The 14521-nt window shown below is 50.5% G+C and carries 14 protein-coding genes; 3 read left to right on the top strand and 11 right to left on the bottom strand.

Going from position 1 to position 14521, the window contains the following annotated elements; genetic code table 11:
* Nucleotides 1-4 precede the first annotated feature (4 nt).
* The 3 genes from truA to pdxB form a co-directional block, all read right to left on the bottom strand.
* A complete protein-coding gene (gene truA / locus Q1A40_RS13765; RefSeq protein ID WP_300000989.1) occupies nt 5-820 on the bottom strand; it encodes a tRNA pseudouridine(38-40) synthase TruA in 816 nt (271 codons plus the stop codon).
* The gene (locus Q1A40_RS13760) at nt 820-1833 is read right to left on the bottom strand and encodes an aspartate-semialdehyde dehydrogenase (protein ID WP_300000988.1); all 1014 of its coding nucleotides are present in this window, start codon (nt 1831-1833) and stop codon (nt 820-822) included. Before Q1A40_RS13760 ends, truA begins: the two co-directional genes overlap by 1 nt.
* A gap of 65 nt (nt 1834-1898) precedes the next feature.
* Complete coding sequence (gene pdxB, locus Q1A40_RS13755) at nt 1899-3035, bottom strand: 4-phosphoerythronate dehydrogenase PdxB (RefSeq protein WP_300000987.1); 1137 nt, start codon at nt 3033-3035, stop codon at nt 1899-1901.
* Nucleotides 3036-3158: 123 nt separating this feature from the next.
* Between pdxB and flk the strand changes: the two genes are divergently transcribed.
* Entirely contained in the window at nt 3159-4184 is a 1026-nt protein-coding gene (flk, locus tag Q1A40_RS13750) for a flagella biosynthesis regulator Flk (protein WP_300000985.1), read from the top strand.
* Between the two features lie 30 nt (nt 4185-4214).
* Here the strand turns inward: flk and Q1A40_RS13745 are convergent, their stop codons facing one another.
* Complete coding sequence (locus Q1A40_RS13745; protein ID WP_300000983.1) at nt 4215-5396, bottom strand: MFS transporter; 1182 nt, start codon at nt 5394-5396, stop codon at nt 4215-4217.
* Between the two features lie 267 nt (nt 5397-5663).
* Nucleotides 5664-6884 (bottom strand): beta-ketoacyl-ACP synthase I, encoded by a 1221-nt coding sequence (gene fabB / locus Q1A40_RS13740; RefSeq protein ID WP_300000981.1) that lies wholly within the window; start codon nt 6882-6884, stop codon nt 5664-5666.
* 161 nt (nt 6885-7045) lie between these two features.
* On the opposite strand from fabB, the gene mnmC reads away from it, so the two are divergent.
* Nucleotides 7046-9061 carry a bifunctional tRNA (5-methylaminomethyl-2-thiouridine)(34)-methyltransferase MnmD/FAD-dependent 5-carboxymethylaminomethyl-2-thiouridine(34) oxidoreductase MnmC gene (gene mnmC / locus Q1A40_RS13735; RefSeq protein WP_300000979.1) on the top strand — a complete coding sequence of 672 codons (2016 nt, stop codon included), beginning with the start codon at nt 7046-7048 and terminating at the stop codon, nt 9059-9061.
* A 55-nt stretch (nt 9062-9116) separates the two neighbouring features.
* On the opposite strand, the gene Q1A40_RS13730 is transcribed toward mnmC, so the two are convergent.
* The 6 genes from Q1A40_RS13730 to prmB form a co-directional block, all read right to left on the bottom strand.
* Nucleotides 9117-9395, bottom strand: a complete 279-nt coding sequence (locus Q1A40_RS13730; protein ID WP_300000977.1) for a YfcL family protein — start codon at nt 9393-9395, stop codon at nt 9117-9119.
* Nucleotides 9396-9456: 61 nt separating this feature from the next.
* Nucleotides 9457-10002 carry an elongation factor P hydroxylase gene (locus Q1A40_RS13725; protein ID WP_300000975.1) on the bottom strand — a complete coding sequence of 182 codons (546 nt, stop codon included), beginning with the start codon at nt 10000-10002 and terminating at the stop codon, nt 9457-9459.
* Nucleotides 10003-10015: 13 nt separating this feature from the next.
* The gene (locus Q1A40_RS13720) at nt 10016-10813 is read right to left on the bottom strand and encodes a sulfite exporter TauE/SafE family protein (RefSeq protein WP_300000973.1); all 798 of its coding nucleotides are present in this window, start codon (nt 10811-10813) and stop codon (nt 10016-10018) included.
* A gap of 10 nt (nt 10814-10823) precedes the next feature.
* Nucleotides 10824-11648 (bottom strand): penicillin-insensitive murein endopeptidase, encoded by an 825-nt coding sequence (gene mepA, locus Q1A40_RS13715; RefSeq protein WP_300000971.1) that lies wholly within the window; start codon nt 11646-11648, stop codon nt 10824-10826.
* Nucleotides 11641-12738 carry a chorismate synthase gene (gene aroC, locus Q1A40_RS13710; protein ID WP_300000969.1) on the bottom strand — a complete coding sequence of 366 codons (1098 nt, stop codon included), beginning with the start codon at nt 12736-12738 and terminating at the stop codon, nt 11641-11643. Before aroC ends, mepA begins: the two co-directional genes overlap by 8 nt.
* A gap of 71 nt (nt 12739-12809) precedes the next feature.
* Nucleotides 12810-13742, bottom strand: a complete 933-nt coding sequence (prmB, locus tag Q1A40_RS13705) for a 50S ribosomal protein L3 N(5)-glutamine methyltransferase (RefSeq protein ID WP_300000968.1) — start codon at nt 13740-13742, stop codon at nt 12810-12812.
* 174 nt (nt 13743-13916) lie between these two features.
* On the opposite strand from prmB, the gene smrB reads away from it, so the two are divergent.
* Nucleotides 13917-14468, top strand: coding sequence for an endonuclease SmrB (smrB, locus tag Q1A40_RS13700; RefSeq protein ID WP_300000966.1), 552 nt, complete (start codon nt 13917-13919; stop codon nt 14466-14468).
* Nucleotides 14469-14521 lie beyond the last annotated feature (53 nt).

The following is a 14521-nucleotide window of genomic DNA, read 5'->3' as shown; positions in this document are numbered from 1 at the left end:
TAAATTAGTCAGCTAAAAAAAGAGGCCCAGCGGGTAGCTGTGGCAAGGCAAAACGTTCCGGATAATCCACCGACACCAGATACAGCCCTTCGGCTTTCGCCGTTGCCGCTGCTTTAGTGCGATCTTTCACCGCCAGCAATTCAGCCATCCAGGTTTCATCCTGATGGCCGCAACCAATTTCCATCAAACTACCGACAATATTGCGCACCATATGATGCACAAAAGCGTTGGCTTTAATTTCCACCACGATAAAAGCACCAAAACGCGTTACCGTAATGTGTGACAGGTTACGCCATGGCGTACGTGACTGACACTGCACCGCACGGAATGAAGTAAAATCATTTTCCCCTAACAGACTCTGGGCAGCACGGTGCATTCTGTCTGCATCCAGCGGTAAATGATAATGGGTCACACCCTGCTGCAAAATGGCAGGACGTAAGCGGTGGTTAAAAATCACATAGCGATAGCGACGAGCCGTTGCACTAAAGCGGGCATGAAATTCCTGATCCACATGCTTTACCCAGCGTACGGCAATATCACCCGGTAAATTGGTATTAACACCCATTGTCCAGGCGGCATCTTTCCGCTCTGCGTGGGTTTCAAAATGCACCACCTGTCCGGTAGCATGCACCCCGGCGTCAGTACGCCCCGCACAAAATACCGTCACCGGTTCATTGGCAACCTGTGAAAGGGCTTTTTCCAGCTTTTCCTGCACGCTACGCACTTCGTTCTGACGCTGCCAGCCGTAATATTTACTGCCGTCGTACTCAATGCCAAGTGCAATTTTATACGGCGGACGGTCGCTTAGCACATCGGACATCAGTACATATACTCCTGGATCAGTTTTTCTGCCGTTTTTATCGCCATCAATGCTCCACCAAAGCGCACATTATCGGCCACTGACCAGAACTGAATCTGAGACGGTATACCATAGTCATTCTGCACACATCCCACAGAGAGCTGAACCTGCCCTGAAGCATCCGCCACTTGGGTCGGAAACTCACTTGCCTCAGAAAGTTCAATATCCTCAGCCTGAACAAAGGCATCACGAGCCTCTTCTTCAGCCAGTGGGCGCAGAGCCTCAAAACTCACCATTTGCGCATGACCGTAGAATACCGGGGAGCGGATCATACTGGCCGAAACCGGTAATCCTTCATCCTGCAGTACTTTACGCACTTCGTTAACCAAACGGCGCTCTTCGCTTACACTCCCTTCCGCATCGGGTACCTTGGGTAACAAGTTGAAAGCCAGCTGGCGACCAAAGTAATCCTCTTCCTCAACCGGAATACCGTTGAGCAAGCGCGCACTTTGCCCGGCTAAAGCGTCAACTGCCGCTTTGCCCTCAGCCGAAACTGACAGTAAGTTGGTTACTTGAATACGTGACAGACCACCCGCTTCAATCAGCGGTTTCAAAGCATTCAATAACTGACTGGTCAGGCTTCCGGCAACCGCCACCAGATAGCGATTACGGTACTCGCTGAGGACAAAAGGATTCACATCCGGAACCACGAGCGGCACATCAGGCTCCATGGCAAATAAGCCGCTGGAGTCGATAACCAGACAACCGGCATTGGTTGCATCTTCAACATAGTCGGCTGAGGCTTGTGCACCGGCGACAAAAAAAGCCAGCTGAGCCTGGGTCCAGTCAAATTCTGCGGCATCCTGAACCTTAATGGTTTTACCTTCATAACGCAGACTCTCACCCGCGCTTTCACTGCGTGCCAGGGCGTATAACTCACCGACCGGGAACTGGCGTTCAGCCAGCAGTTCAAGCAACGCAGAGCCAACGGCACCGGTAGCACCTAAAATGGCAATATTCCAGCCTTCAGACATGTTGATTTACTCCAGAATAAATACAGCTCCCCAAAGTCATCACTCCGGGGGCAAGAAGACAGCGCTTAACTTTGAAGCTGATGAAACGCATTAAAACCTAATGCTTGCAGCAGGGTCGCAGTATTCCCATCACTACATGCTATACAGAGCGATGACCACTCCCGACGCTCAGCATAGTGCTTTCTGAGCTTATCAAATTCACCCGCCATCCCGGCTACGCTGCGTAGCAGAGCATCATCGCGGCGCACATCATACACCAGATGGACCAGTCTTTTGAGTATCGCTTGATCCAATGTTCCTGTTAACGAAATAGCGCCAATATCCGCCGCCGGCAACAGAGTATCCAGGGGGATTTGTTGTGGCTGGCCGATAAACTGACTGAAGGCTTCAAATACCTGAGTCGTCCCGCGCGCTTTACCTTCCAGAGTATAGCCTGCGATATGGGCGGTACCGATATCGACCTGTTTCAGTAACTCAACATTAAGATCCGGTTCCGGCTCCCAGACATCAAGTACCGTACTGAGTTGTTGTCCCTGGGCCAGACAGCGCAGCAAAGCGTCATTGTCTACCACTTCTCCCCGACAGGCATTAATCAAAATCGTACCGGGTTTTAATCGACGGATAAGCTCCCCAGAAGCCAGGTGCAATGTCTTGTAAGGACCATCAAGATATAACGGCGTGTGGAAAGTCAGAATGTCCGCATTCTGAATCAATGATTCGAGTGAATGGAAGGTTTCATTGTCGCCACGATCGGCTCGCGGTGGATCGCAGAGTAAGGTTTTAACACCCCAGGCATTGAGCCGGGCCTGCAGGCGAGAACCCACATTACCGACACCGATAATACCGACTGTGCGATCCGTCAGAGTAAAACCATCACGCTCGGCAAGCATCAGCAGAGCAGAAAAGACATATTCCACCACCGCAATCGCATTACAGCCTGGTGCAGCGGAAAAAGCGATACCGGACTGGTGTAAATAGTCTTCATCAATATGATCGGTACCCGCAGTCGCAGTGCCGACAAATTTAACCGGTTTTCCTTCCAGCAAGCTGCGATTGACTTTCGTGACTGAGCGAACCATCAGCGCATCTGCATCACTCAGTTCTGTCATTGGGATCGGTCGTCCGGGAACCCGTTTAACCTCGCCCAAACGACTGAATAAATCATGAGCATAGGGCATATTTTCATCAACGAGGATCTTCACGTGATTACCTGTCTGTTAATCGTCAAGATAAGGCTGAATAGTGTGCCATAATCTTGCCTCCGGACAATGGTCTGAATGGTAATGTTTTGTCGTCTGAAAAGTCAGTTTAAGGATTAATGGATAATGCAACCCATCCAGAACGCTACACCACGCCCCCCGGGGGAACCTCCGTCCCCGATAAAATCAGCGGGCGAATTACCGCTTTCGGCAGTGCAACGTACGTTACTTGAGCGCTTAATCACGCGTATTGTCGCCTTAAATCAGCAACAACCCACCGACATCTGGGCGGGGCTCAAACATGACTTAAAGTTAAAGGGGGATGCTCCCCTGCTCTCAAAGCACTTTCCTGCTGCTGAACAAAATCTGAATCAACGCTTAACCCAAGTACAAAATACACAAGCTACCCGTCAGACGATTCAGCAATTAACAGCATTACTCCCGCAGAGTAATAACCGTCAGGTTGTCAGCGATTTTATTCGCCAACAGTTTGGTCAGACCGCGCTGAGTCAGTTAACGCCAGCCCAGCTAAAAACGGTGCTGGTGCTATTGCAAAATAATCAACCGGGCTCAGCCCTGCCACCGCATCAGGCTGTGCCTTTCCAGGAACCAACCGCGCTCGAGCGTCCGCTTCAACCTGTGGAGAAAAATATTCTTAATCATCTGGTGAGTAAGCTGGCAACATCAACCGGGGAATCGGGTAAACAAATTTGGCAGAATTTGCTGGAACAGGTCAGTCTGAAACCAGGAGAACCAATTCCAGGCAAACTGTTTGCTCCCCTGTCGAATTTTTTACAGGCCCAACATATCCTCAGCCAGCACCCTGCCCCCACCCTGGAGAGCGTTCAGACAGCATTGAATCCCCCCTTGACTGAACAGGAACGTGAATGGATAGCGGATTATAGTCAGCAGCGTTTTCAGGCAACACCCCAGACCCTTCTCACGCCACTTCAAGTTCAGGATCTTTTAACGCAAATCCTGCTTAACCGCACCGAACGTCAGCCTGGCGTTATTGAAGTCAGAGATATCAAACCGATCATCAGCCCCTTTTGGGCTGGTGCTATAGAATCGATTCAAAATATCAGTACCCGTAGCTCAATAGCCATTATAGCCCTGGTGGTTGCTATTTTAGCGTTATGGATAGTTTTTTAGGAAAATCCCCGCTTAATGCGGGGATAAATGTTATTTCCTGAAGCATAACAGGGTAACAAGCCCCCCCAGTAATGCCGCAATGGCGGCGGCTAAAAAGACCGAAGAGTAGCCATACACTGTCGCGAGAATTCCGGTTACCGGGCCACTGAAACCGTATGAAATATCCTGGAATGCCGCGTAGCCTCCCAGGGCAGTGCCACGCACTTGAGGGGGAACGCGTTTCACGACTTCAACCCCAAGAGCCGGAAAAATCAAAGAACAGCCACAACCGGTTAATGCCGCACCGAGTAATGCTGTACCTGCACCGGGGGCCTGCCAGAGTAATACCAGTCCGATAGTTTCAATCAGCAGTGAAAAAATCGCGACTTTGACACCGCCATAACTATCAGGCATCCAGCCAAACAAGATACGTACCAGCACAAAAGCACCGCCAAATGCGGTTAATGTCAGTCCTGCATAGGCCCAATTATTCGCGGCAAAATAGAGCGAAACAAAAGTCCCGATAACCGCAAAACCAACGCCTTGCAGGGCCAGCCCCACTCCCGGCTGCCAGATAAGTCCTATCACAGCGAACAGAGAAGGCCGCGACCCTTTATGAGCCGGAACGGACCTGACAGTGACGTTAAAGAATAAGGCAAACACTGGTAACAATAAGGTTGTTACACCAAGAGCCACAAAGCCCCACTGGTTGTTTAGCATCAAACCTAAAGGGGCACCAACGGCCAGCGCACCATAAATCGCAATCCCGTTCCACGACATCACTTTTCCTGAACGATCTGGTCCGACTAATCCCAGCCCCCAGGTTAAGCTACCAGTCAGTAACTGGCTTTCACCGAATCCAAGGATCAAACGACCTATTATTAATATGCCAAATTTGGCTTCAGGGCCCACCGGCAATAATGCAGCCAGCAGATAAGCGCCCCCAGCCAGACCGCAGGCAAACATACCTTGCATAACGGAACGCTTTGCGCCGAACTGATCGGCCAGGCGTCCGGCATAACCTCGGGTTAATACAGTAGCTAAAAACTGAATGCCAACCGCAATACCGACCATGGTATTACCATAGCCAAGTTCATTATGGACAAACAGTGGAATGACCGGCAGAGGCAGCCCAACGGTCAGGAAGACAATAAATACGCTAAACGCGATGCGAAAAAGCAAGACGCTGGATGATTTCGACGATTTCAGGTGGGAATCGGATTCAACAGGCATACAACCTACTCCATTTAAGCAGAGTCAGGCGGGAAAAGACCACGCCCCCTCTTCTGAACGATCAGATTAAAGGTGCGTTGGTTTACGTTAAACGCTTACGCATTATCAAATATGATAATGAGGAAGGCGAACAGTGCCCGGGTCTGAACAAAGTGTCAATTTTTTGTAAAGGGAAACAATGCCATACCATGAGGAATAAAACGGACTGGAGCATAAAAAAGGGTGCCGTTAATTCAGGCACCCTGATACTGATTCACTTAGCGATGATTATGCGTCAAGTTTACGCATTACCAGAGTGGCGTTGGTGCCACCGAAACCAAAGCTGTTAGACATTACGGTTTTCAGCGGTGCATCAGTTGCTTTAGTCACGATATTCAGTCCTGCAGCCTGCTCATCAAGTTCTTCAATATTGATGCTTGGCGCGATAAAACCATGTTCCAGCATCAGTAAGCTGTAGATAGCTTCCTGAACGCCTGCGGCACCCAGAGAGTGACCGGTCATCGCTTTAGTCGCAGACATTGAAGGTGAGGCATCGCCAAAGACTTCGCGAATTGCACCCAGCTCTTTAACGTCACCAACAGGGGTAGAAGTGCCGTGAGTGTTTAGATAGTCAATCGGGGTATCAACACCCTGCATTGCCATTTTCATGCAACGTGCCGCACCTTCACCTGATGGAGCCACCATGTCAGCACCGTCTGAAGTCGCGCCATAACCGACGATTTCTGCATAGATGTGAGCGCCACGAGCCAGAGCGTGCTCCAGTTCTTCAACCACCACCATGCCACCACCACCCGCGATAACGAAACCGTCACGGTTTGCATCATAGGTACGGGAAGCTTTTTCTGGGGAGTCATTGTACTTGGTCGATAAAGCGCCCATAGCATCAAACTCACACGCCATTTCCCAGCACAGCTCTTCGCCGCCACCAGCAAATACGATGTCTTGTTTACCCAGCTGGATCTGCTCAACGGCATTACCGATACAGTGGGAAGAGGTGGCGCAGGCAGAACTGATGGAATAGTTCACACCGTGGATTTTAAATGGCGTAGCCAGGCAAGCAGAAACACCGGAACCCATCGCTTTTGTCACGACATAAGGACCCACGGCTTTCAGGCCGCGAGGGCTACGCATAGCATCAGCACCAAACACCTGGAAACGTGGAGAACCTCCACCAGAACCGGCAATCAGACCAACACGCGGATTGTTCTGATAAGTTTCAGCGCTTAAGCCCGCATCTTGGATAGCCTGCTCCATAGATAAGTAAGCATAGATAGATGCATCACTCATGAAACGCACAACTTTGCGATCGATGAGACCGGTTGTGTCCAATTTAACATTCCCCCACACATGACTGCGCATGCCAGAGTCTTTCAACTCTTGAGAGAAGGTAATCCCTGAGCGTCCTTCACGCAAAGATGCCAGGACTTCCTGCTGGTTATTACCGATGCTGGATACAATGCCCAGGCCAGTAATCACTGCACGTTTCATTCAAATACCTCTTTCACTGCTTAAGTATGTAGGATTTCGACCTGCACAATAGCGTACAGTTGTACGCCGAACAAGTCCGATCAGCCAGATTATTCAGAAATTTGCGCCGCTTTACATCGGCCGCTATTATTCTTATTCCACCCGTCAGACGAGCAACTTACGTGAAATACGCCCCAATACAGCCCGCCAATCTTGGTTTCAATGAAGAAGGTACACCTGTATCTCGAGATTTTGATGATATCTATTTCTCTAACGATAGCGGGCTGGAGGAGACGCGTTATGTCTTTCTTGGGGGCAATAAGCTACCGGAACGGTTTGTCAGTCACCGTTTGCCTTTATTCGTGGTTGCAGAAAGTGGTTTTGGTACCGGACTGAATTTTCTGGCCTTATGGCAGATATTTGATGAGTTTCTCGAGAAACAACCCGAATCAACGCTAAAACGACTCCATTTTATCAGTTTTGAAAAATTTCCTCTGACGGTGGCTGACTTAGCTCAGGCCCAGCAGCACTGGCCGACTCTGGCTCCTTATGCAGCAGAACTGCAGCAACAGTGGCCCGATGCTATCGCGGGCTGCCATCGTCTACTACTGGCTAACGGTCGCGTGACGCTGGACCTATGGCTGGGAGATATTAATGAGCTGGGCCCCATGCTGGACGATCAGCTTAATCAGAAAGTAGATGCCTGGTTCCTTGATGGTTTTGCGCCAGCAAAAAATCCGGATATGTGGACCCCGGAACTGTTTCAAATGATGGCACGAACCGCCCGCCCCGGCTGTACACTCGCCACTTTTACCGCAGCCGGTTTTGTTCGCCGCGGTTTGCTGGAAGCCGGGTTCAATATGGAAAAAAGAAAAGGTTTTGGCCTTAAACGCTCCATGCTGGTAGGCGAAATGACGGTTTCTGCGCCACAAAACTTACGTACCCCATGGTATGCACGTTCAGGTAGCCAGCAGCGTGAAGTTGCCCTGATTGGCGGAGGCGTAGCCAGCGCGTTGCTGGCACTCGCATTATTACGTCGAGGCTGGGAAGTGACATTATACTGCGCAGACGATGCACCGGCACAGGGGGCTTCAGGTAATCGCCAGGGAGCTCTCTATCCACTGTTAAGTGCTCACGATCCCGCTCTGGCACAGTTTTTCCCGGCGGCTTTCACCTTCGCCCGCCGTCTCTACGACAGCCTGCCCGTCAGTTTTGATCATGACTGGTGCGGAGTTACACAGCTGGCCTGGGACGAAAAAAGTGCGCATAAAATAGCGCAAATGCTGAATCTAAATTTACCCCCCTCTGTCGCCTTCGAAGTTGATGCAAAGACCATTGCCGAGACCTGCGGCGTGGTTACCGACTGTGCAGGCATTACCTATCCACAAGGCGGCTGGCTGTATCCTGCCCAGCTCACTGCCCTGACTCTGGAATTCGCCCGGCAACAGGGGCTCAAGGTGTTCTATGGCCACGATGTTAGCGACCTGACGCAAAGTGGTTCTGACTGGCAGCTAACTTTTGCCAGCCAGCCCTCCCGTAAACATCAAGTGGTGGTACTGGCAAACGGCCATAAAATTAACCATTTTTCGCAAACTCAAGAACTTCCGGTCTATGCAGTGGGGGGACAGGTCAGCCATATCCCAACCAATCCTGCACTGGGCGCATTACGCCAGGTACTGTGTTACGACGGATACCTCACGCCGGTCAATCCTGAAAATCAGCATCACTGTATCGGTGCCAGCTATCATCGTGGGCGGGAAGAGATGGTCTTTAATCAGGAGGATCAGCAACACAATCGTCAGCGTCTGATTGACTGTCTGCCTGACGCAGACTGGCCGAAAACCATTGATGTTTCCGGCTCACAGGCCAGGTGTGGTGTTCGCTGTGCCACGCGAGATCATCTGCCGATGGTGGGCAATGTACCTGACTATGAGGCGATTCTGGCACAATATGCCACGCTTGGCGAAGCGCCTGACAGCGCAGCCCCTGCCCCAGTCTATAGCAACCTGTTTATGCTCGCTGCGCTCGGTTCACGCGGGTTGTGCAGTGCGCCACTCAGCGCAGAGATTCTGGCGGCACAAATGAGTGAAGAACCGATCCCGATGGATGCCCGTACCCTCGAGGCACTGAATCCTAATCGCTTATGGATAAGAAAATTACTGAAAGGAAAAGCGCTGGTCACTACCCGCCATGGGTAGTCTTCCACCTTATAAAGGATGATCCCGTTCCTGTCTGGCAGAAACGGGACGGCTCTTATAAAGCTTTAACCTGGGAATACAGCTGCTCCCACATTTCAAGCACCAGGACCTGGTCACGGGGTGACAGTTCACCCGCATTGATCGCCTTTTCCAGACTTTCACTGACCTGGCGATAAAGCGCCTCATGACTGTGATCTTCACCGAATTCCAGCTCAGAGACAGACAAGGTCAGGTGGCCGCGTAAATAACCACCAGCAAATAACTCGTCATCACTGCCATGTTCAACCATACCGTCAATGGACGCCAGAATGTGTGACTCAAACTCCGCGAGCATGTTACTTCCTCTTTACAGATTATCAGGAATAATTTAGATGAAATTTAGAGCAGACAGGCTCTTAGAGATCTTCAGGCCAGGGAAACATCTCTGCGGTCAGCGGTGGAACATGATAATACTCTCTCAGCGCATGGATAAGTTTCGCCGGACGCGCCGGGATCCCTTGCTCAAGATAGTGCATTACCTGCCCATGTACCCTGCGCTGAAACGCAATACGATCGGGTTCAACGTCACCACTTAAATTGTCACAACTGACATTGAAAGGGAAATCCGCCGCCACACAAAGTAACCACTCCAGCGCCTGAGGTTTGACTTCCATATCTTCAAACCGACTTTGGGTTTGGGCATCTCGCCCGTCCGGGCAATACCAGTAACCAAAATCGACTAATTTACGTCGCTCAGCACCGGCAATACACCAATGCGATATTTCATGCATACCACTGGCATAGTAGCCATGGGCAAAAACAATACGGTTAAAAGGATGTTCATCATCTGCGGGCAGATAGATAGGTTCGTCATCACCTTTAATCAACCGAGTATTAAACTCAGCCAGGAAGCAGTTATCAAAAATATCAATCAATTCCTGATAATGATGGGTGTTATTCATAATTTATTTCCAGTCAGGCAACACCGAACCAACGAAGAATATCGGCTCCATGGCTGTCATAGAGCAGTTTCATGCTCATAATGGCAGAGACGATAACAATCATCGGTCGGATCAACTGCTGCCCTTTACTCAGTACCAGGCGCGATCCAAGGCGCGCGCCAATGATTTGACCAAAAAGCATCACAAAGCCCATGCCCCAGACCACTTTGCCGCTAATCATAAACAGCAACAGCCCGCCAATATTCGAGGTGGCATTCAGCACTTTGGCATGTGCTGTTGACTTCGCCAGGTTAAAACCACACAAGGTCACAAACGCCAGAGTATAAAAAGACCCCGCTCCCGGACCAAAGAAACCATCATAAAAACCGACACAACCGCCCGCAACCAGTGCAAACGGCAGGCCATGAAGGCGACGGTGCCTGTCCTCTTCCCCGAGCTTGGGCATCAACAGGAAGTAAAGACCGATACCTATCACCAGCACAGGCAGGATCTGGCGCAAAACGTCAGACTCAATATGTTGTACCAGCAACGCACCGCTAACCGAACCAATAAACGTCATCAGAATATTGAGCTTCTGATCGGCAAGACTGACGGCTTTACGACGAAGAAAATAGACTGAAGAAGAGATGGATCCCCCACAAGCCTGGAGTTTATTGGTCGCCAGGGCCTCGGCAGGTGACATGCCCGCAGCAAGCAACGCCGGCACGGTCAGCAGTCCACCGCCCCCTGCCAGAGCGTCAATAAACCCTGCCAGCATGGCGACTAAAAACAACACGCCCAGCATTGTAGGGGAAACAAGAAACCATTCCATTATTTATCCGTTATAAAACGTGTTCATCCAGTAAGGCCTGACAGGAAGCCGGTAAAGGTGGTGGTGTGCTCGGTTTAGCAGGTGAACTTCCCGGAGCAGGTGGTGCAAACCAGCTCTGTAATTCCGCCCCGCAGCCATCACCTGATGGTGGGGCTTGCTGATCCTGGCACTCAAAGCTGTTGGCAGGGCAACGTAAACGCACATGCATATGGGCGCGATGAGCAAACCACGGACGCACTTTATGTAACCAGTCGCGGTCAGCGCCTGCATCCAGACACAGCTGTTGCTTGATAGCCGGATTAACAAAAATCCGCGTCACTTCCGGGTCTTTGGCGGCCATTCTGATTAAACTGGCAATCTCTGGCTTCCATAAGGCAGGCACCACTCGTTTACCATTAGCCGCCACTAAATCAATGGCCTGAGGGCGCAGTAACTGCGCAGAGGTCCAGCGTTTTTTTGGCAACTGTAAGAAAATATCAACATCCAGCCCGGTCTGGTGACTGGCATGACCGGAACTAAAACGTCCTCCGGCTGGCATTCCCATATCCCCCACCAGCACGGTTCCGCCTGTTTGCTGGGCTGCCTGCTGGCTGAGTCGCTGAATAAATGCCACTAAATCTGGATGACCAAAATAACGGCGTTGATCAGGGCGCATCACTTGATAGTGAGAGTTCTCAAGCGGCAGGCCGTGAGCGCCCACAATACAACCATTTGAAAAGCCGCCAATCGACTGTGCGCTGCCGTTAATCGGGTGTTCAATCTTCTGCCATGGCGTTGCCGCCATGGCTTGAACACAGGTGGCCAGCACCAGTAATCCGGTCAGGATTTTATTCATTCCCTCTCCAGCGTGGGAGAGGACAATTAACGTCTGCGTTCTGCGCGCGCTGACGCAATAAATGATCCATCAGAACAATGGCTAACATCGCTTCGGCGATCGGTACCGCACGGATCCCCACGCAAGGATCGTGACGACCTCGGGTTATCATCTCTATTTCTTCGCCCTGACGATTAATTGTTTTTCCCGGAACAGTGATACTGGAAGTCGGTTTCAGCGCCATATGAGCAACAATTTGCTGGCCGCTGCTAATACCGCCGAGAATACCGCCTGCATGATTACTGAGGAAGCCTTGCTGGGTTATTTCATCGCGATTCTGACTGCCACGTAAATTAACAGCCGCAAAGCCTTCGCCGATTTCAACGCCTTTAACTGCGTTAATGCTCATTAAGGCATGAGCAATATCAGCATCCAGGCGATCAAAAACCGGCTCCCCCAGTCCTGGCGGGACATTGTCAGCCACAACGGTGATTTTTGCTCCGATCGAGTCACCTTCTTTTTTCAGCTCGCGGATCAGCTCATCAAGCGCGTCGATTTTGTCCGGGTCCGGGCAGAAGAAGGGATTCGTTTCTACCTGATTCCAGTCTTTAATCTCTAAGGGAATATCGCCCATTTGCGTCATACAACCGCGAATAATAATACCAAATTGCTGCTCGAGGTATTTTTTGGCAATCGCCCCGGCGGCCACACGCATCGCGGTTTCACGCGCCGAAGAGCGGCCTCCCCCGCGGTAGTCACGGACACCGTATTTTTGCTCGTAGGTGTAATCCGCATGACCCGGACGAAAGACATCTTTGATAGCACTGTAGTCCTGTGACCGCTGATCGGTATTTTCAATCAGCAATCCAATACTGGTCCCGGTGGTGACACCTTCAAACACACCAGACAAGATCTTAACCTGATCGGGTTCACGACGTTGTGTGGTATAGCGGGACGTTCCCGGACGACGCCTGTCGAGATCGTGTTGCAAGTCTGCTTCGGTCAGACTGATGCCCGGCGGTACGCCGTCAACAATACAACCCAGCGCGATACCATGAGATTCCCCAAATGTTGTTACTCGAAAAACCTGTCCAATACTGTTACCAGCCATCACGGCTCCTTACCGTTGTCGTCGTTGTTGTGATCTGTCTTAATTATACTTGCCGCAGGTGTGATTACGACTTAATCCTGATAGCGAGCAAAATAGGTTCGCGCAGCGATCAGTTGTGGCTTGGTGAGCATAAAGACCCCGTCGCCACCCTTATCAAATTCAAGCCAGGTAAACGGCACATCCGGATACTGTTCAATCAGGTGTACCATGCTATTTCCGACTTCACAAATCAGTATACCGTCATCAGTAAGATAATCAGGAGCACAACCTAAAATGCGACGCGCCAGTTCCAGGCCATCATGGCCGGCAGCCAGCCCCAGCTCTGGTTCAAAATGATATTCGCCCGGTAAGTCGGACATATCTTCCGCATCAACATAAGGAGGATTAGTGACAATAATATCGTACTGAATTTTTGGCAGGTCGCGGAATAAATCAGAACGCATTGGCGTGACGTTATTTTCCAGACAATGTTCAGCGATATTGTGTTCAGTGACTGCCAGAGCATCCACGGAAATATCCACCACATCGACATCTGCTTCCGGGAAAGCATAGGCGCAGGCGATACCAATACACCCGCTTCCGGTACACATATCCAGAATATGGCGCGGTTGATGATTAATAAGACCGGCAAAGTGATTGTTAATCAGTTCGCCTATCGGAGAACGTGGCACCAGCACACGTTCATCAACGTAGAATTCATGACCACAGAACCAGGCTTTGTTGGTCAGATAAGCGACGGGAATACGCTCATTCACCCGACGAATAACGCGCTCAACAATCAGATGACGCTCGCTTGGGGTCAGACGTGCGGTACGCATATCTTCTGGAATATCAAGCGGGAGATACAAACTTGGCAGGACCAGTTGAACAGCTTCATCCCACGGATTGTCGGTGCCGTGACCATACCAAATGTTGGCGGCACTGAAGCGGCTCACCGACCAACGTAACATATCCTGAATGGTATGCAGTTCATTCACTGCCTCATCGACAAAAATTTTATCCATGCTGCCCTCCGCAGGCGACTCATGCTCGTTCAATAATAAGCGGCTAGTTTGCCATGAAGACCGCGACAAATCAGCATTGATGATGCGATGTTCTGTCTGGAATATATCCTTTTCTTTCTTGCAGGCCCGCAAAACGGGTAAACTGAGAACAAAACAGATACGAGAAGACACAAGATGAAAAAGTCCTCACCGCTCAGTTCAGAAGATGAATCCCTGTTTCGGGGCCTGATGACTGATACTAAAAAGCTAACTCAGGATACGATTGTTCACCGTACGGTACGTAAAAAAATAACTGAAGTCCCTGCAAAGCGTCTGCAACAAGAGCAGGTTGATGCCAGCCACTACTTTTCGGATGAATTTCAACCTCGCCTCGCCTCGGAAGGCCCGACACGCTATGTACGAGAAGATGTCAGTCATTTTGAGCTAAAAAAAATCCGTCGAGGTGATTACTCCCCGGAGCTATTTCTCGATTTGCATGGTTTGACTCAGCAACAGGCCAAACAAGAGCTCGGCGCTTTAATTGCCGCCTGTCGCCGTGAACATGTTTTTTGTGCCTGCGTAATGCACGGACATGGAAAGCATATTCTGAAACAACAAACACCTTTATGGCTGGCACAGCACCCGCATGTCATGGCTTTCCATCAGGCCCCTAAGACCTATGGCGGCGATGCGGCCCTTCTGGTGCTGATTGAAGTGGAAGAGTGGCAACCACCTGAACTGATTTAATCCCCCTTGGATCCATAACGAAAAAAGTCGCCGAGGCGACTTTTTTACTCACA

This window comes from uncultured Cedecea sp. (assembly GCF_947498825.1).
Taxonomy (GTDB): Bacteria; Pseudomonadota; Gammaproteobacteria; order Enterobacterales; family Enterobacteriaceae; genus JGM124.
The sequence above is the reverse complement of the archived record's forward strand: the minus strand, read 5'-3'. Positions and strand labels throughout refer to the sequence as shown.

Coding starts and splice junctions, on each gene's coding strand:
- flk (WP_300000985.1), top strand. CDS start 3,159: ATGCAACCCATCCAGAACGCTACACCACGCCCCCCGGGGGAACCTCCG.
- Q1A40_RS13720 (WP_300000973.1), bottom strand. CDS start 10,813: ATGGAATGGTTTCTTGTTTCCCCTACAATGCTGGGCGTGTTGTTTTTA.
- Q1A40_RS13745 (WP_300000983.1), bottom strand. CDS start 5,396: ATGCCTGTTGAATCCGATTCCCACCTGAAATCGTCGAAATCATCCAGC.
- smrB (WP_300000966.1), top strand. CDS start 13,917: ATGAAAAAGTCCTCACCGCTCAGTTCAGAAGATGAATCCCTGTTTCGG.
- truA (WP_300000989.1), bottom strand. CDS start 820: ATGTCCGATGTGCTAAGCGACCGTCCGCCGTATAAAATTGCACTTGGC.
- prmB (WP_300000968.1), bottom strand. CDS start 13,742: ATGGATAAAATTTTTGTCGATGAGGCAGTGAATGAACTGCATACCATT.
- mepA (WP_300000971.1), bottom strand. CDS start 11,648: ATGAATAAAATCCTGACCGGATTACTGGTGCTGGCCACCTGTGTTCAA.
- fabB (WP_300000981.1), bottom strand. CDS start 6,884: ATGAAACGTGCAGTGATTACTGGCCTGGGCATTGTATCCAGCATCGGT.
- Q1A40_RS13730 (WP_300000977.1), bottom strand. CDS start 9,395: ATGCTCGCGGAGTTTGAGTCACACATTCTGGCGTCCATTGACGGTATG.
- Q1A40_RS13725 (WP_300000975.1), bottom strand. CDS start 10,002: ATGAATAACACCCATCATTATCAGGAATTGATTGATATTTTTGATAAC.
- aroC (WP_300000969.1), bottom strand. CDS start 12,738: ATGGCTGGTAACAGTATTGGACAGGTTTTTCGAGTAACAACATTTGGG.
- Q1A40_RS13760 (WP_300000988.1), bottom strand. CDS start 1,833: ATGTCTGAAGGCTGGAATATTGCCATTTTAGGTGCTACCGGTGCCGTT.